Source organism: Phenylobacterium sp., from assembly GCF_013822795.1.
Classification (GTDB): Bacteria; Pseudomonadota; Alphaproteobacteria; order Caulobacterales; family Caulobacteraceae; genus Phenylobacterium.
The window spans coordinates 138,060-156,387 of record NZ_PNLB01000005.1 but is presented as its reverse complement, the minus strand read 5'-3'; the positions used below and the strand labels follow the sequence as shown (position 1 = coordinate 156,387).

At 70.3% G+C, this 18,328-nt stretch carries 12 protein-coding genes; 4 read left to right on the top strand and 8 right to left on the bottom strand.

The window, feature by feature from the left end; translation table 11 throughout:
* Positions 1-218: 218 nt before the first annotated feature.
* Entirely contained in the window at positions 219-1,655 is a 1,437-nt protein-coding gene (locus C0481_RS06375) for an NAD(P)-dependent oxidoreductase (RefSeq protein WP_293401824.1), read from the top strand.
* Between the two features lie 119 nt (positions 1,656-1,774).
* On the top strand, positions 1,775-6,316 hold the full coding sequence (gene gltB / locus C0481_RS06370) for a glutamate synthase large subunit (RefSeq protein ID WP_293401920.1): 4,542 nt from the start codon (positions 1,775-1,777) through the stop codon (positions 6,314-6,316).
* Here gltB and C0481_RS21870 read toward each other — a convergent pair.
* The 4 genes from C0481_RS21870 to C0481_RS06350 all read right to left on the bottom strand — a co-directional run bounded on the left by C0481_RS21870 (position 6,313) and on the right by C0481_RS06350 (position 9,487).
* A complete protein-coding gene (locus C0481_RS21870; protein WP_363223234.1) occupies positions 6,313-6,765 on the bottom strand; it encodes a DUF559 domain-containing protein in 453 nt (150 codons plus the stop codon). The two genes, gltB and C0481_RS21870, sit on opposite strands and share 4 nt — an antisense overlap.
* Before the next feature lie 203 nt (positions 6,766-6,968).
* Positions 6,969-7,781 carry a hypothetical protein gene (locus C0481_RS06360; protein WP_293401820.1) on the bottom strand — a complete coding sequence of 271 codons (813 nt, stop codon included), beginning with the start codon at positions 7,779-7,781 and terminating at the stop codon, positions 6,969-6,971.
* Positions 7,782-7,865: 84 nt separating this feature from the next.
* Positions 7,866-8,297, bottom strand: a complete 432-nt coding sequence (locus tag C0481_RS06355; RefSeq protein WP_293401818.1) for a nuclear transport factor 2 family protein — start codon at positions 8,295-8,297, stop codon at positions 7,866-7,868.
* A 14-nt stretch (positions 8,298-8,311) separates the two neighbouring features.
* Entirely contained in the window at positions 8,312-9,487 is a 1,176-nt protein-coding gene (locus C0481_RS06350) for a citrate synthase (RefSeq protein WP_293401816.1), read from the bottom strand.
* Between the two features lie 76 nt (positions 9,488-9,563).
* Here C0481_RS06350 and C0481_RS06345 point away from each other — a divergent pair, with 76 nt between their 5' ends.
* A complete protein-coding gene (locus tag C0481_RS06345; RefSeq protein ID WP_293401814.1) occupies positions 9,564-10,649 on the top strand; it encodes a citrate synthase/methylcitrate synthase in 1,086 nt (361 codons plus the stop codon).
* Here the strand turns inward: C0481_RS06345 and C0481_RS06340 are convergent.
* From C0481_RS06340 to C0481_RS06325, 4 genes are all read right to left on the bottom strand, one after another.
* On the bottom strand, positions 10,646-12,298 hold the full coding sequence (locus C0481_RS06340) for an FAD-dependent monooxygenase (protein WP_293401812.1): 1,653 nt from the start codon (positions 12,296-12,298) through the stop codon (positions 10,646-10,648). The two genes, C0481_RS06345 and C0481_RS06340, sit on opposite strands and share 4 nt — an antisense overlap.
* 73 nt (positions 12,299-12,371) lie before the next feature.
* Entirely contained in the window at positions 12,372-12,962 is a 591-nt protein-coding gene (locus C0481_RS06335) for a TetR/AcrR family transcriptional regulator (RefSeq protein WP_293401810.1), read from the bottom strand.
* 54 nt (positions 12,963-13,016) lie between these two features.
* Positions 13,017-13,880, bottom strand: a complete 864-nt coding sequence (locus C0481_RS06330) for an enoyl-CoA hydratase-related protein (protein WP_293401808.1) — start codon at positions 13,878-13,880, stop codon at positions 13,017-13,019.
* A gap of 77 nt (positions 13,881-13,957) precedes the next feature.
* Positions 13,958-16,297, bottom strand: a complete 2,340-nt coding sequence (locus C0481_RS06325) for an arylsulfatase (protein WP_293401806.1) — start codon at positions 16,295-16,297, stop codon at positions 13,958-13,960.
* A 181-nt stretch (positions 16,298-16,478) separates the two neighbouring features.
* Between C0481_RS06325 and C0481_RS06320 the strand changes: the two genes are divergently transcribed.
* The gene (locus C0481_RS06320) at positions 16,479-18,032 is read left to right on the top strand and encodes an ATP-binding protein (protein WP_293401804.1); all 1,554 of its coding nucleotides are present in this window, start codon (positions 16,479-16,481) and stop codon (positions 18,030-18,032) included.
* Positions 18,033-18,328: the final 296 nt, after the last annotated feature.

The following is an 18,328-nucleotide window of genomic DNA, read 5'->3' as shown; positions in this document are numbered from 1 at the left end:
CATGGAATGAGGTTGAGCGATCAAGGGCGATGAACAGGGTAAATTTCCAGTTCATCCATTTTTGGGACTATTTATCAGCTCGCGCGGAACTCAATGTTAGGCGCGAGCCGATGTAGCGACTCAATTGGTCTTATAATTTTACCATCAACTTTCACAGGCTCGCATTCGCCGCTACAGACCGAGCCAACCTGACATCCGGGTGTGGAGGTTTTGCGGCCATGGCCGAGCGCATGCTGAAGTTCACCACCGTCGAACGGACCACGCCGGCCAAGCGTGCAGCCGCGGCGCGCGCCGGCGATTTCCACGAGATCTACGCCGACTTCATCGACGCCAAGGCGGCCGAGCAGGCCTCCCGCTGCTCGCAATGCGGCATTCCGTTCTGTCAAACCCACTGCCCGCTGCACAACAACATCCCCGACTGGCTGCGGATGACCGCCGAGGGCCGGCTGGAGGAAGCCTACGCCCTCAGCCAGGCGACCAACTCGATGCCTGAGATCTGCGGCCGCATCTGCCCGCAGGACCGCCTGTGCGAAGGCTCCTGCACCATCGAGCAGTCGGGCCACGGCACCGTCACCATCGGGGCGGTCGAACGCTACCTGACCGATAAGGCCTGGGAGGAAGGCTGGGTCGCACCCTTGCGCGCCGGCCCCGCCCGCGGCCAGTCGGTCGGGATCATCGGCGCCGGCCCCGCGGGGCTCGCCGCCGCCGAGCGGCTGCGCGAAGCCGGCTATGACGTCACGGTCTATGACCGCCACGACCGCGCCGGCGGCCTGCTGATCTACGGCATCCCCGGCTTCAAGCTGGAAAAGGAGGTCGTCGAGCGCCGCACCCAGCGCCTCGCCGAGGGCGGGGTCGTCTTCCAGCTCGCCTTCGAGGTCGGCCGCGACGCCAGCCTGGACGAGCTGCGCGCCCGCCACGACTCCATTCTCATCGCCACCGGTGTCTATGCGGCCCGCGAGCTGATCGCCCCGGGCTCCGGCTCGGCCGGGGTCGCCCCGGCGCTCGACTACCTGATCGCCTCCAACCGCGTCGGCCTCGGCGACAGCGTCCCGGCCTACGACAGCGGCGAGCTCAACGCCGCCGGCCGCGACGTCGTGGTCGTCGGCGGCGGCGACACCGCCATGGACTGCGTGCGCACCGCGGTGCGCCAGGGCGCGAAGTCGGTGACCTGCCTCTATCGCCGCGACCGCGCCAACATGCCCGGCTCGGCCCGCGAGGTCGCCCACGCCGAGGAGGAAGGCGTGGTGTTCGAATGGCTGGCCGCGCCGCGCGCCGTGCTCGGCGACGCCGGCCACGCCGACGGCCTGCGCGCCGCCCGCATGCGGCTCGGCCCGCCCGACTCCACCGGGCGCCAGGCCCCCGAAGAGGTCGAGGGCGGCGACTTCGACCTGCCGGCCGGCCTGGTGATCAAGGCGCTCGGCTTTGATCCCGAGGACCTGCCGAACCTGTTCTCGGCCCCCGACCTGGCGGTCTCGCGCTGGGGAACGCTGAAGGCCGACTTCAAGACCCAGGCGACCAGCCTGCCCGGCGTCTTCGCCGCTGGCGACATCGTCCGCGGCGCCTCGCTGGTGGTCTGGGCCATCCGCGACGGCCGCGACGCCGCCGACGCCATCCACCAATACCTCTCGCAGCGCGCGCTGCTGGCCGCGGAGTGACTCAGATGAGCGACCACCCCTTCCCCGCTCATCCTGGCGAAAGCCGGGACCCAAGCGGTCTCGAAGCCCCGCACGCCACGCTGAACCAGACCTCGGCTTGGGCCCCGGCTTTCGCCGGGGTGAGCGGTGAGCTGGATCGGTATGCGGCCAACCGCGCCGCCCTGACCGCCGCCCACGCCTACGCCCCGGCCGACGAGCGCGACGCCTGCGGCGTCGGGCTGGTCTGCGCCCTCGACGGCAAGCCGCGCCGCGAGGTGGTCGAGTTGGCCATCACCGCCCTGAAGAGCGTCTGGCACCGCGGCGCGGTCGACGCCGACGGCAAGACCGGCGACGGCGCCGGCGTGTTGCTGAGCGTGCCGCAGGACTTCTTCGCCGACCAGGTGACCCGCATCGGCCACGTCCTGCGCCCCGGTCCCATCGCCGTCGGCCAGGTGTTCCTGCCGCGCAATGACCTTGGCAATCAGGAAGCGGCCCGGACCATCGTCGAGGCCGAGGCCCTGCGCTTCGGGTTCTACATCTACGGCTGGCGTCAGGTGCCGGTCGACACCTCGGTGATCGGCGAGAAGGCCAACGCCACCCGCCCCGAGATCGAGCAGATCATGCTCTCGCCGCCCGCCGGCCTGACCGGCGAGGCGCTGGAGCGCGCCCTGTTCCTGTGCCGCAAGCGCATCGAAAAGCGGGTCGCCGCCGCCGGCATCCAGCACTTCTACCTGTGCTCTTTCTCGGCCCGGCAGCTGATCTACAAGGGCATGTTCCTCGCCCAGCACATCGACGAGTTCTATCCCGACCTGCGCGACGAACGCTTCGCCGCCGCGGTGGCGATCTTCCACCAGCGCTACTCGACCAACACCTTCCCCGAATGGCGCCTGGCCCAGCCGTTCCGGATGCTCGCCCACAACGGCGAGATCAACACCAAGAAGGGCAACGTCAACTGGATGAAGTCGCACGAGATCCGGATGGCGGCCGACGCCTTCGGCGAGATGGGCGACGACGTGAAGCCGGTCATCCAGGACCCGCACGGCTCGGACTCCATGGCGCTCGACAACACCTTCGAGGTGCTGGTCCGCGCCGGCCGCGACGCGCCGATGGCCAAGGCCCTGCTGATGCCCGAGGCCTGGAACGCCCGCTCGGACGAACAGATCAAGCCGGCCCATAAGGCGCTCTACGCCTACTGCAACTCGGTGATGGAGCCGTGGGACGGCCCGGCCGCGATCTGCGCCAGCGACGGCCGCTGGGTGGTGGCCGGCAAGGACCGCAACGGCCTGCGCCCGCTGCGCGTGGCCTATACCGACGACGGCCTGCTGATCATGGGTTCGGAGGCCGGCATGTGCCGGGTGGAAGAGTCGCGGATCGTCCGCAAGACCCACATCTCCGCCGGCCGGATGATCGCCGTCGACCTGGCCGAGGGCCGCCTCTACGGCGAGGACGAGATCATCGACGAACTCGCCGTCCGCCACCCCTACGACCAGTGGCTCGGCAACATGGTCGACCTCGAGAACGAGATCGCCCCCGGCCCCGAGCCGCGGGCCTATTCGCGCGAGGAGCTGATCCGCCGCCAGGTCGCCGCCGGCATGAGCCTCGAGGACCTCGAACTGATCCTCGCGCCGATGGTCGAGGACGCCAAGGAAGCCGTCGGCTCGATGGGCGACGACGCGCCGCTCGCCGTGCTCAGCGACCAGTACCGGCCGCTGTCGCACTTCTTCCGCCAGAACTTCAGCCAGGTGACCAACCCGCCGATCGACTCGCTGCGCGAGACCTCGGTGATGAGCCTGAAGACCCGCTTCAAGAACCTCGGCAACATCCTGGCCCAGGACGAGGCCCAGACCGACGTCTTCGTGCTGGAGAGCCCGGTGCTGACCACCGGCATGTACCAGCGCATCGCCCAGTTCATCGGCGAGAAGAACGTCGCGGTGATCGACTGCACCATGCCGCTGCCGGCCCCCGAGAGCCGCGACGGCGACGCCCTGCGCGCCAACCTCGACCGCATTCGCGCCGAGGCCGAGGACGCTGCCCTGCGCGGCTGCGCCACCATCGTGCTCTCCGACGAGGCCACGGGCCCTGACCGCGTCGCCCTCCCGATGATCCTGGCCACCGGCGGGGTGCACTCCTCGCTGGTCGCCAAGGGCCTGCGCTCCTACGTCTCGATCATCGTCCGCTCGGCCGAGTGCCTCGACACCCACTATTTCGCGGTGCTGGTCGGGGTCGGGGCGACGGCGGTCAACGCCTACCTGGCCCAGGAAAGCTTCCAGGACCGGCTCGACCGCGGCCTGACCGGCGAGCTGTCGCTGCGCGACCTCTGCCTCAACTACAAGCACGCCATCGAGGGCGGGCTGCTGAAGATCATCGCCAAGATGGGCATCGCGGTGATCTCGTCCTATCGCGGCGGCTACAACTTCGAGGCGCTCGGCCTGTCGCGCGCCCTGGTCGCCGAGTTCTTCCCCGGCATGCCCTCGCGCATCTCCGGCATCGGCCTGGCCGGCATCGAGGCCAAGGCCCTGGAACTGCATCGCAAGGCCTGGGACGCCGCGGCCATCACCCTGCCGGTCGGCGGCTTCTACAAGGCCCGCCGCGCCGGCGAGGCCCACGCCTTCGAAGCGCGGATGATCCACGCCCTGCAGCGCGCCTGCGACACCGGCAACTACGCCGCCTACAAGACCTTCTCGGAGGGCATGCGGCGGATGCCGACCATCCAGCTGCGCGACCTGCTCGACCTACGCTCGCCCGAGCGCGCGGTCAGCCTCGACGAGGTCGAGAGCGTCAACGAGATCCGCAAGCGCTTCCTGACGCCTGGCATGAGCATGGGCGCGCTCAGCCCCGAGGCCCACGGCGTGCTCAACATCGCCATGAACCGGATCGGCGCGAAGTCGGTGTCCGGCGAAGGCGGCGAGGACCCGGCCCGCTACAAGCCGCTGCCCAACGGCGACAACCCGAACTCGGCGGTCAAGCAGATCGCCTCGGGCCGCTTCGGCGTCACCGCCCAGTACCTCAACGAGTGCCGCGAGATCGAGATCAAGGTCAGCCAGGGCGCCAAGCCCGGCGAAGGCGGCCAGCTGCCCGGCTTCAAGGTCACCGAGCTGATCGCCAAGCTGCGCCACTCGACGCCCGGCGTGATGCTGATCAGCCCGCCGCCGCACCACGACATCTATTCGATCGAGGACCTGGCTCAGCTCATCTACGACCTCAAGCAGATCAACCCGGAAGCCCGGGTCTGCGTGAAGCTGGTGGCCATGACCGGCATCGGCGCCATCGCCGCCGGCGTCGCCAAGGCGAAAGCGGACGTCATCCTGATCTCCGGCAATGTCGGCGGCACCGGCGCCTCGCCGCAGACCTCGATCAAGTACGCCGGTGGTCCGTGGGAGATGGGCCTGTCCGAGGCCAACCAGGTCCTGACCCTGAACAACCTGCGCCACTCCGTGCGGCTGCGGGCAGACGGCGGCATGCGCACCGGCCGCGACGTGGTCATCGCCGCCATGCTCGGCGCCGAGGAGTTCGGCATCGGCACGGCCAGCCTGATCGCCATGGGCTGCATCATGGTCCGCCAGTGCCATTCCAACACCTGCCCGGTGGGGGTCTGCACCCAGGACCAGGCCCTGCGCGACAAGTTCTCCGGCAGCCCGGAGAAGGTCATCAATCTCTTCACCTTCATCGCCGAGGAGGTGCGCGAGATCCTGGCCGGCCTCGGCTTCCGCAGCCTCAACGAGATCGTCGGCCGCACGGACCTGCTGCAGCAGGTCTCCCGCGGCGGCGAACACCTCGACGACCTCGACCTCAACCCGCTGCTGGTCCGCGCCGACCCCGGCCCGCACGCGCCGTTCTGCACGACCCTCGGCCGCAACGAGGTGCCCGACACCCTCGACGCCCAGATCGTCCGCGACGCCGCCCCGCTGCTCGAGCGCGGCGAGAAGATGCAGCTGACCTACACCGTGCGGAACACCGCCCGGGCGATCGGCTCGCGCACCTCCTCGCACATCGTCCGCAAGTTCGGCATGGAAGGCCTGCCGCCCGGCCACCTGACCGTCCAGCTCAAGGGCTCGGCCGGCCAGAGCCTCGGCGCCTTCGCCGTCCAGGGCCTGCGGGTCGAACTCACCGGCGAGGCCAACGACTATGTCGGCAAGGGCCTGTCCGGCGCGACCCTGGTCATCCGCCCCGCGCCGCAGCTGACGGCCGCCGAGACCAACGCCATCATCGGCAACACCGTGCTCTACGGCGCCACCAGCGGCCGCCTGTTCGCCGCCGGCCTGGCCGGCGAGCGCTTCGGGGTCCGCAACTCCGGCGCCGTCACCGTCGTCGAGGGCTGCGGGACTAACGGCCTGGAGTACATGACCGGCGGCGTCGCCGTGGTGCTGGGCCCGGTCGGCTTCAACTTCGCGGCCGGCATGACCGGCGGCATGGCCTATGTGCTCGACCTCGACGACCGCTTCCTGACCATGCTCAACCGCGACAGCGTCCTGGTCGAACGGATCGGGACGCGTCATTGGGAAGCCGAGCTCAAGGCCCTGGTCGAGGAGCACGCCCGCGAAACCGGCTCGGTCCTGGCCGACACGATCCTGCGCGACTGGGACCGCCATCTGGGCAAGTTCTGGCAGGTCGTGCCCAAGGAAATGGTCCACCGCCTCGACAAGCCGCTGGCCGAGGAAGAGGCGGTGCATCACCGGGCTTAGCGCCGCCTCCTCACCCTACCCTCTCCCCGCCGGGAGAGGGACGTGTCGTGAAGGCGGCTCGGTCTTTTCCCTCTCCCCTCTGGGGAGAGGGTAGGGTGAGGGGAGCGCTCCCCGCCGCACGCGGCGAGGATCGCATCGCAGACGCCTTCGCGGCTCTCGAATACACCGTGGTTCCAGAAGCGGATGACGCGCAGGCCGTGCGCTCCGAGCATGGCCGTTCGCAGCGCGTCCTGCTCAAGCCGCTCGGCATGGCCGCCGCCGTCGAGCTCGATCACCAGCCCGGCCTCAATGCAAAGAAAATCGACGATGAAGGGGCCGACGCCGACCTGACGCCGCCACTTCCAACCGCCGAGCTGGCGATTGCGCAACGACGCCCAGAGGTAGCCCTCGGCATTGGTTTGGGTGGCACGTAGCGATCGTGCTTTCGCCGTCGAGGCGTTGCGCGGCATCGGCGCCCCCTCACCCTAACCCTCTCCCCCAAGGGGGCGAGGGGATATTCATGTTCCCCATACGTTCGCATCGAGTTCGTGACGGTGCAAGCGCCTAACCCTCTCCCCGAGGGGAGAGGGAACAGGTCAGCGGGACCGCTGGAGGGGAGGAACAAACCGGGCGGACCGTACATCTCGTCCCCTCGCCCCCTTGGGGGAGAGGGCTAGGGTGAGGGGGACGGCGCCGCCGCCAGTGCCTCGACATCCCGGGCGACGTTCTCCATCGGGGTCTGCGGCACCCGCACGCTGCCGACGCGCGGATTGTCGAGATCGATGATCAGGCTGATCGCCAGCGCCACCAGCACGAAGAGGCCGCAGGTCGACACCAGGTGTCGTCGTCGCCCGTGCGCCAGCCCGTGGCCCATGATCGCCGCAGTCACCACCGCGAAGATGACCAGCACGTGCAGCGCCCTGGGCGGCACCCGCTCCTCCAACGCCGCGCGCCGGGAAGTCTCCAGGTTGAACATGTCGTTGGTCGGCATCATCACGCCCATGGCGTACGGCGCGCCCTGCGGCGTACGGACCGCCGCATTGACCTCCCGCCAGATCTTGGCCTGCATCGCCTCCGCCCGCGCCTCGGCCTCGTCGACCCGCTCCATGTCGGCCCCGAGGTCGTAGAACGCCAGCCGCACCTTCACGTACTGCGCCATGGTCCGCAGCAGCTCGCTGCGATGCGGCTCGGGCATCAGCTGATAGCGCAGGACCGCTGTCGAGATGGCGTTGGCCTCGGCGAGCACCAGCTGGCGGCGCTCGACATAGCGGTCGTTGGCCATGCTGAACACGAAGGCGATCAGCAGCCCCATCAGCCCCAGCGCCGCGCTCAGCACATAGCCCGAGCCCGAGCCCGCCTCGCCCGTCTCGGACTCGTCCTTGCCCCGCTCGCGGCTCAGCGATCGACTGTGCAGCCGGTAGCCCAGCTCCGCCGCCAGCACGAGCACCGCCGTCAGCAGCAGCCAGCCCAACAGGGTCGCGCCCATCTCCACCGCTCCTCAGCCTGGAGCGAAGGTCCCAGCCGCAAGCCGGGCCCGCCATCGGTCAGCGGCCTGAATCCGACGCTGGAGCTACCCCACCCCATGCTGCTTCAGCAGCGCTTCTTCGTCGCCCGACACCCAGCCGAACACCTTCGGCTCCCCGTCCAGCGCCTGGACCAGATAGTGGACCTCGAAGTCGATGGCGACGTCCTCCCTCCCCTCCCGGGCATAGGTCGCCGTCCAGGCGACATGGGCCACGCAATGCACCTCGTCGATCGGCGACACCCGCACCGCCCGGACCGTCATCGCCTTGGTCCCGATCGCCCGATAGCGTTCGTAGCCCTTGGCCATGGCCGCCACGAAGGCGTCGTCGTTCTTGCCGCTCATCACGCCCGCGGGCGTCGCGGCGATGAACTCCGCGGCGTAAAGGCCGGCGGCCTCGCTTTCGTCGAGATCCCCGCCCAGGGCGCGCATGAAGAAGCGCTCGTACCGATCGAACAATCGCCTCACGCCAGCTTCCATCACGCTCTCCGGCCTCAGCCCGCCTCCACCCCGACATAGCGGGCCCGCGGGCGGATAACGCCGCCGCCCTGGCCTTGTTCGATGGCATGGGCGATCCAGCCGGCGCAGCGGGCGACGGCGAACAGCGCGAACGGCGCGTCGGTCGGCAGCTTCAGCGCCCGCGACATCGCCACCAGCGCGAAGTCGACGTTGGGCGCCAGGCCGGTCATCGCGCTGATCGTCGCCTGCAGCTTGGCCATCTCGGGGTCGGGCTCGAACCGCTCCAGCAGCGCCGCGGCCCTCGGGTCGCCGTCGGGGTAGAGATTGTGCCCGAAGCCGGGGATGTGCCGGTCCTCGGCCAGCCGCGCGCTCACCGCCGCCCGCGCGCCGATCTCGCCGGCCTCGCGCGCCAGGCTCTGCACCGCCGCCGCCGCCCCGCCGTGCCGCGGTCCCGACAGCGCCGCCATCCCGGCCAGCGCGCAGGCCGCCAGCGAGGCGCCGGTCGAGGCCGCCACCCGGGCGGCAAAGGTCGAGGCGTTCAGCTCGTGATCGGCCAACAGCACCAGCGCGCGGCGGATCAGGTCCGCGCCCGGCCCGCCCGGTCCCTGGCCCCAGGCCAGCGCCAGCCGCCCGGCGATCGCCCCGCCGCCCAACTGGCCGGCGACGGCGTCGGTCAACACGTCGAGCAAGGTCGCGGCCTCGACCGCCAGCGCCAGCGGATTGCGCCCGCGGGCCGGCAGGTCCTGGCCGGCCCGCGCCGCCAGCGCCAGGAACGCGCGCGAGCGCATGTCCTCGCCGGCCGGCGGCGGCGGCCGGTCCGTCCGCTTCAGCGCCGCGCCGTGGCCGCCGCGCAGCAGCCGCGCCACCGACTCCAGCGTCTCGGTCTGCGCCAGCTCGGCGGCGTCGCGTCCGCGATAGAACAGCCGCCCGCCGGAGATCGTGGTGATCGCCGAGGTCAGCACCGGCTCGCCCCACGAGATCGCGCCCGCCGCCACCTCGGCGACCTTGCGGCTGCGGCCCTTGCGGTCGGTCAGGGCGGCGATGTCGGCGACCCGATAGAGGCTGCGGCGCGGATCGTGCGGGTCGGGCCGCACCTGCACCCGCCCGCGGCTGACATAGGCGTACAGCGTCTGCGGCCGCACCCCCAGCCGGGCGCGCGCCTCGTCGGCGACGATCCATTCGGGCGGTCTGGCGGGGGACGATGCGCTCATATGTTGATTATATTGATCAAGATTGACGACTCCAGCTTGCGGGCAAATATCGCGGCAAGCAAGAGGAGTTCTTTCCATGTCCGACGGTCTTGAAGACGTCGTCGCCGCCAACACCGTGATGTCGGAAGTCGACGGCCAGCGCGGCGTGCTGATCATCCGCGGCCACTCCCTCGACGAACTGGCCGGGGCCACCCGCTTCGAGGACCTGGTCCGCACCCTGTTCGACGGGTTCTTCGACGATCTGCCGGCCGACCTCGCCCCGGCCTTGGGCGCGGCCCGCGCCGAGGTGTTTTCCGAGGTCGCCGCCCTCGATCCGGGCCTGCTCGACCTCACCCCGGTCGAGGCGATGCGCGCCCTGACCGCGCGGCTGGCCGACGGCGACGACCTGGCGACCGCCCTGCGCCTGATCGCAGCGCCCGCCGTGTTCACCGCCGCCGTGGTCCGCGCCCATCAGGGCCAGGCCCCAGTCGCTCCCGATCCGTCGCTCGGCCACGCCGCCGACGCCCTGCGGATGATCTCCGGCCAGGTCCCGGCTAAGGCCCAGTCCGACGCCCTCGACACCTATCTGGTCACGGTCAGCGACCACGGCCTCAACGCCTCGACCTTCGCCGCCCGGGTGATCGCCTCGACCCGCGCCGGCCTGACCTCGGCCGTGCTCGGCGGGATCAGCGCCCTGAAGGGCCCGCTGCACGGCGGCGCGCCCGGTCCGGTGATCGAGATGCTGGATGAGATCGGCGAGCCGCAGAACGCCCGCGCCTGGATCGAACAGGCCCTGGCCCGCGGCGACCGGTTGATGGGCTTTGGCCACCGCGTCTACCGCGTGCGCGATCCGCGAGCCGACGCCCTGAAGGCCGCCGTCCGCCGGCTCGACGACGGCTCCAACGCCCGCCCCGGCCGCATCGCCTTCGCCGAAGCCGTCGAGGCCGCGGCCCTGGCGATCCTCAAGGAGCACAAGCCGAACCGGCCGCTGGACACCAATGTCGAGTTCTACACCGCCCTGCTGCTCGAGGCCCTCGACTTCCCGCCCAACGCCTTCACCTGCGTCTTCGCCATGGGCCGCGTCGCCGGCTGGATCGCCCACGCCCGCGAACAGGTGGCCGGCGGCCGCCTGATCCGCCCACAGTCGGTCTATGTCGGCCCGGCCCCGCTGAAGGCGGCCTAGCGCGCCAGAATTTGCGTCAGGACGCCGGCCAACGTCTGGCCGTCGTCCGGTGCGCTCTGCGCGCGCCAGGCCACGTGGCCGTCGGGCCGGACCAGCACGGCGCCGGCCTCGCCGATCCCGTAGGCCTGCGCGAACCCGCCGAGGTCGGCCAGCCCCGCCGCGCCGATCCGGTAGGCGTCGACCTGCACGCCCAGCGCGTCACCAGCCGCCAGCGCCTGCCCGCGCCAAGCTTCACCCTGCGGCGCGGCCAGCAGGGTGAAGCCCGGCCCCAGCAGGTCCAGGGTCGACAGCTTCGCCTGCGCCTGCCCCAGCCAGACGTGCGGCGCGCGGCAGCCCGGCGCGGCGGTCTGCACATAATCCGAGTACGGATCGGCGACCGGCGGCGGCTCCGCCCCGTCCGACACCACCGCCGGGGAGCGGTAGAACGCCCCGAACTCGACCCCCAGGTGGTTGCCGTAGCGCCGCGACGTGGTCACCACGTCCTCAGCGCTCAGGCCGCTTTCGCCCCCCGACACCGCCGCAGCCTGGATGCGGCCGACGTTCTTGGAGTTCTCCAGCGACTGGCCGGTGATCTGCTGAGCGACCGACCGCCGCTCGCCGTCATAGGTCTCGACCAGGCCCCAGCCGGCCTGGCCGTTCACGAAGGCGGCCAGCTTCCACATGGCGTTGTGCATGCCCTGCAGACCGGTGTTGACCCCCAGCCCGCCGGTCGGCGGGAACTGGTGCGCGGCGTCGCCGCACATCACCACCCGGCCCTGGACCAGCCGCTCGACCACCGTCGCGTTCAGCTTCCAGAACCCGATCGACAGCACCTCGACGTCCAGGTCCGCGACGCCGGCCGCCGCCTGCACCCAGGCCCGCGCCCGCTCGGCGGTGAACACCTCCGGCGTCCAGTCCTTTTCCTCGACATTGATCTGGCACAGCCACCGGCCCGCCGCGTCCAGCGGCTGCAGCACGCCGCGCGCCTGCGCGTTCGAAACGAACAGCAGCACCCCGTGGCGACCGTTCAGGTGCGGCTCGATGTCGGCCCGGAAGTAGCAGTTCACCAGGTGCGACAGCGCCTGCACGCCCTCCAGCGCCAGGCCCAATTCGTCACGGATCAGACTGCCGGCCCCATCGGCGGCCACCAGCGCCGGGCCGCTCAGCACCTCGACCGCGCCGCTCGCCAGGTCGCGCACTTCGAGTGCGGCGTCCTGGTCGCCCTCGCCGCCTCCGCGCACCAGCCGCGTCGCCTCCGTGCGGAAGCGCACCTCGACCAGGCCGCTGGCCCGCGCCGCGTCCAGCATGATCTCCTCGATCAGCTCCTGCGACGACATCACCGGCAGCGCCGGGCTGACCTGCGGTCCCGGCCCCTCGAAGCCCTTCGACTCGATCTTGCCGAACTCCTCGCCGACCGCCGAGGCCAGGAAGCGGATCGGGCTCTTCCAGCCGTCCGGCGTGTCGATGCTGCGCAGCCGCTCATAGACGCCGCGGCCCCAGCCGCGGGCGATCTCCATGGTGCGGGTGTTGAAGTTGCGGGTCTTCGGATGGAACGACGTGCCGGCGTGCTTCTCGATCACCACGCTGCGCACGCCGAAGCGCGCCAGCTCCAGCGCGGCGCCCAGCCCGACCGGGCCCGCGCCCAGGATGATCACGCGTTCGTTCGACATGGCGGCGTCCCTCCCAAGGACCAATTGGCCCCGAGGCTATCGCCGCATTTTCACTAATGCAACACTTGTTGCGTTAGCTTGGAGTGAGCAGCCCCGACCACAGGGCGATCACCCGCTCCACCCAAGCCTCGTCGATCGCCTCGCCCGTGAAGATCAGCCGGAAGTGGATCGCCCCCGCCGCGATCGCGAAGGCCGCCGCGCGGTCCAGATCCTCGGCGATCTCACCGCGCGCGATCGCCCGGTCGAACATCACGTCAAACGCCGACAGCCGCGTGCGCCAGCGCTCCAGCCGCTCGCCGGTCCCCGTGCCGATCTCCAGGCTGGCGGTCAGCGCCGCAACGCCCAGCGGCGTGGAGATGTAGGCCCCGATCTGGCGCAGGGTGCCGCGCATGTCCTCGCGCAGCGATCCGGTGTCCGGCGCGACGATCTGTTCGGTCAGCGAGACCCCGATGGCGTCCAGCACCAGTTCAGCCCGGCCCGGCCAGCGCCGGTAGAGCGTAGAACGCGCGACCCCGGCCGCCTCGGCCACGTCGTTGAAGGTCAGCGCGCCGTAGCCCGACTGCTCCAGCAGCCGCAGCACCGCGTCGTAGATCGCCTGGGTGTGCCGCTCGGTGCGGCCGCCGGGCCGGGGCCGGCGCGTGGCGGGGCTGGTGTCGCTGGGCAAGGAAGTCCTCCTGCCTCTGGCCTAGCCTGCGACCCTCGCCCCGTCGAGAGCGCCCTACTCGCCCCACCACGGATAGCCGCGCGGCATGTCGGCCGAGACCTTGCCCGGGAAGTTCGGCGGCCGCTTCTCGAGGAATGCGGCCACGCCTTCCTTGACGTCGCCGCCGGCCCCCAGGGTCATGGCCATCCGCCCGTCGATCTTCAGCACCTCGGCGGGGGAATCGGCCTGCGACAGCCGCCACAGCATCTGCCGGGTCAGGGCCACCGACACCGGCGCGGTGTTGTCGGCGATCGAGCGGGCGATGGCCCGGGCCCGCGGCAACAGCTCCTCGGCCGAAACCACCTCGCTGACCAGCCCGCCGGCCAGCGCCTCGCTGGCCGGGAACAGCGCCCCGTCCAGGCACCAGCGCAGCGCCTGCGGCAGACCCACCAGCCGCGGCAGGAACCAGGCGCTGCCCGCCTCCGGCACCAGGCCGCGCCGCGCGAACACGAAGCCGAACCGGGCGCCCTCGGCGGCGATGCGGATGTCCATCGGCAGGGTCAGGGTCAGTCCCACCCCCACCGCCGCGCCGTTGAACGCGGCGATCGAGGGCTTGCGGCATTCGTAGATCGCCTCGACGAAGCCGCCGCCGCTTCCCTGCCGCGGCCCCTTGCTGACGTCGCCGAATGACGCCGACCCGGCCGCCGAGGTGGTGTCGAAGGCGTCGGCGCCCGCCGAGATGTCGGCCCCGGCGCAGAACGCGCGGCCAGCGCCGGTCACCAGCACCACGCGGACCTCATCGTCGGCGTCGGCACGGCGAAACGCATCGGCGAGTTCCTCGCCCATGATCGCGGTATAGGCGTTGAGCTTGTCGGGTCGGTTGAGGACGACTTCGAGAACACCGTCCTTCAAGTCACTGGTGATGTGCTGATAGGCCATGGCTTCCTCCCAGAGCGGAAAGTCAGGCTAAGCGGTTGACGCCGCGGCGGCGCAAGAGGGCCGCCGCGGCCGCCCGGCTACTGCTTGCTCATGTCCGCCGCCAGCTTGGCCTTGGCGGCCTCGCCCTTGGCCCCGATCCCGACATCGACCGTCACCTTGTTGATCTTGCCGGTGAACTTGAACGGCATCTTGTAGGTGAAATCGACGGCCGAACCGTTGTCCATGCCGACGTCCAGGCCCTCGCCGATCGAGAACTGGATCGGCACGGTCCGTTCCAGCCGCCCGCCGGCGACCTTGGCGCCGTTGGCGCTGACGGTGATCGTGCCGCCCTTGCCCATGCCGCCGCCGTCATAGGCGAAGTCGACGACGATGGTCGCCTTGCCCTTCGGCAGCGGCTTGTCGGCGGCGAAGGTCGGCCGCTCGACGCCCAGGAAGTTGTAGACGAACACCGGCTTGCCATCGCGCAGATAGAGCCCGTAGCCGCCCTCCGATCCGCCCTGGGTGATGATCATGCCTTGCGCCTCGTCGTCGGGCAGCTCGACCTCGGCGGTGATCTTCCACGACTTGTTGAGCATCGGCAGGCAGGCCGCGTCCGGCAGCGCGACCATGCCCTCGTAATAGGTCGCCGCCGTGCGGTCGCCGATCATGCTCGGCCGGCCCATCGCCTCGGCGTTGAAGCGGATGGTGCCGCGCCAGTCGATCGGCAGCACGCTGTACTTCGAGGCCTCCGCCCACCAGAGGTCCTGCAGCTCGCGCAGCTTGACCGGGTTGTCCTTGGCCAGGTCGTTGGCCTGCGAAAAGTCCTCGTCGACCTTGTAGAGCTCCCAGACCGCCTTGTCGGGGTCCCAGTTCTCGTCGCGGTTCGGATCCCAGGGAATGAACGAGGGCGACGAGGCCATCCAGCCGTCGTGATAGAGCCCGCGGTTGCAGGCCAGTTCGAAGTATTGGGTCCGCCGCCGGCTGGCCGCCTTGGCGTCGTCGAACGTGAAGGCGAAGCTGATCCCCTCGACCGGCTTCTGTGGCACGCCGTTCAGCTCCCGCGGCGCGGTGATCCCGCACAGCTCGTAGATCGTCGGCACGATGTCGATGACGTGCAGGAACTGGTCGCGCAGCCCGCCCTTGTCGGCGATGCCGTCGGGCCAGCTGATGATCATCGGGTTGCGCGTGCCGCCGAAATGGCTGGCCACCTGCTTGGTCCACTGGAACGGCGCGTTCATCGCGTGCGCCCAGGCCGACGGGAAGTGGTTGAAGTGCTTGGGCCCGCCCAGCTCGTCGATGACCTTCAGATTGTCCTGCCACTTCTCGATGATGCCGTTGAAGAACAGGTTCTCGTTCAGCGAGCCCTCCAGCCCGCCCTCGGCGCTCGAGCCGTTGTCGCCGGCGATGTAGATGATCATCGTGTTGTCGGCGTCGGGCAGGTCCTTCACCGCATCGATCACCCGCCCCATGGCCGCGTCGACCTGGGCGCCGTAGGCGGCGAACACCTCCATCATCCGCGCATAGAGCCGCTTCTGGTCGGCGTTGAGGCTGTCCCAGGCCGGCAGCCCCTTGGACCGCGTGGTCAGCTTGGTGTCCTTGGGAACCACGCCCAGCTTCTTCTGCCGCTCCAGGGCCTGCTCGCGATAGGCGTCCCAGCCCATGTCGAACTTGCCCTTGAACTGGTCGATCCAGGACTGTGGCGCCTGGTGCGGGGCGTGGGTCGCGCCCGGCGCCACATAGAGGAAGTAGGGACGGTCCGGCGCGATGCTCTTGACCTTGCGCACCCAGGCGACCGCCTTGTCGGCCAGGTCCTCGGTCAGGTGGTAGTCGGGATCGTCCGAGGCCGGAACCAGGTCGCGGTTCTCGAACAGCAGCGGGTTCCAGTGGTTCATGTCGCCGGCGTTGAAGCCGTAGAAATAGTCGAACCCCAGCCCGTTGGCCCAGCGGTCGAACGGCCCGGCGGCGCTGGTCTCCCAGGTCGGGGTGTTGTGGTTCTTGCCGATCCAGGCGGTCATATAGCCGTTCTGGCGCAGCACTTCGCCGACCGTGCCGCAGTTCTTCGGCAGCACGCAGCAATAGCCGTCATAGCCGGTCGCCGCTTCGGTGATCCCCGCGAACGAGGTCGAGTGGTGGTTGCGCCCGGTGATCAGAGCCGCCCGCGTCGGGCTGCACAGGGCCGTGGTGTGGAAGCGGTTGAAGCGCAGGCCCTCCTGGGCCAACCGGTCCATGGTCGGCGACGGCACGCCGCCCCCGAAGGTCGAGAACTGTCCGAAGCCGACGTCGTCCAGCAGGATCAGCACGATGTTCGGCGCGCCCTTCGGGGCGGCGACCGGCTGCGGGAACTGGGCGGGATCGGAGTCCTTGTAGGTCCGGCCGACCTGGCCGGTGAAATGGAAATCAGGACGCGGCAGGATATCGGGGGTTTCGGCAGCGGGCATGGTGATGGTCTCCTGGACTGGAGCTCCAACCTCCCGCGGCGCCCCCGATGGCGCCATCGGGCCTCGACCTGAGGGCGCCCCCCGGATCGCCCGCGCGCGGCTAGCCGCCGCAATCGGGATTTAACCATGATCGGCTATCTGCTGGTGGTGATAGCCGCCGCGTACCCGAGGACATCCCGCCATGACCCACGAGCCGCTCGTCCCAGACGAACCGATCGTGGACGCCGCTAGCTTCTTCGACGTCTCGCTCGACCTGCTGGTGATCCGCGACCTCGAAGGGCGGGTGCTCAAGGCCAGTTCGTCCTGGGCCAGCCTGCTGGGCCACGACCCCGAGGCCATGGTCGGCCGGCGGCTGCTGGACCTGGTCCACCCCGACGACATGCCCGCCACCCTCGGCAGCGTCGACGAGGTCGAGAACCGCGAGCCGGGCGCGCCGGTGCTCGGCTTCATCAACCGCTATCGCTGCCAGGACGGCCGCTACCTGACCCTGGAATGGCGCGCCCAGCGCCGCGGCGACCGCATCTACGGCGTGGCGCGCGACGTCACCGACCGCGTCGCCGCCGAACGCGCGCTGGTCGAGGCCAAGGCCTCCGCCGAGGCGGCCAGCCGCGCCAAGTCGGACTTCCTGGCCAATATGAGCCACGAGATCCGCACCCCGCTTAACGGCGTCATCGGCATCGTCGACGCCCTGGCGCGCACGCCGCTGGCCGTCGACCAGGCCGAGATGGTCGCCCTGATCCGCGATTCCGGCACGGTGCTGGAGCGGCTGGTCTCCGACATTCTCGATGTCTCCAAGATCGAGGCCGGCGAGCTGCCGCTGGAGATCGCGCCCTTCGACCTCGACCAGGTGCTTGGCCCCTGCATCGAGGTCATGCGCTATCGCGCCCAGGACAAGGGCCTGACCTTCGAGCTGGCCAGCGGCCCGGGCGCGCACGGCCGCTTCCTCGGCGACGGCGCCCGCATCGCTCAGATCGTCGCCAACCTGCTCTCCAACGCCATCAAGTTCACGCCGAGCGGCAGCGTCGCCCTGCGGCTGGACGTCAGCGACGAGGCTCGCCTGACCCTGGTGGTCGAGGACACCGGCGTTGGTTTCGACGCCGAGCACGCCAAACGGCTGTTCAACCGCTTCAGCCAGGCCGACGAGACCATCAGCCGCCGCTTCGGCGGCACGGGCCTTGGCCTGTCGATCTGCCGCTCACTGGCCCAGATGATGGGCGGCGAGATCTCGGCGACCTCGCAGCCGGGCGTCGGCAGCCGCTTCGTCGTCGCCCTGCCGCTGGCGCGCGCCCAACCCGCGGGCGAGCCGCGCAGCATCCGCCCCGCCCTGGCCGACCCGGGCCCCGCCGCCGGCCCCCTGCGGGTGCTGCTGGCCGAGGACCACCCGACCAACCAGCGCGTCGTCCAGCTGATCCTCGCCAGCCAGGGCGCCGATGTGGTCACGGTCGAGGACGGCGCCCTCGCGCTCGAAGCCTACGCCGCCGGTCACTTCGACCTGGTGCTGATGGACATGCAAATGCCGAACATGGACGGCCTCAGCGCCACCCGCGCCATCCGTGCGCTGGAGACCGAGCATAGCCGCGCCCCGGCCCCGATCGTCATGCTCAGCGCCAACGCCATGGCCGAGCATCTGGACGAGGCGCGCGCCGCCGGCGCCGACCTGCACGTCGCCAAGCCGATCACGGCCGTCAGCCTGCTGGCCGGCATCCAGGCGGTCCTGGGCAGGGCCGCTGCCTGAGACCCAAGAGGGGAGGATCTTATTTCGGATATCCGCAATGCCCGTTCCTCTCCCCGCTAGAGGGGAGGTTAGGTGAGGGGTTGGCGGCGCGTAGCGGCGCTCTGCTGAGTCAGCAGCCCCCTCACCCCAACCCTCTTCCCCAAGGGGGCGAGGGAGTCGTTCCGAGTGCTGCCCCGTCAGATGCTCCCCTTCTGGGGGAGCCGTCAGCGCAGCTGACTGAGGGGGACTTTGACTCTCTGAGATAGGAGCGGTCCCCCTCCGTCGCGCTCCGCGCGGGAGCTCCCCCAGCAGGGGGG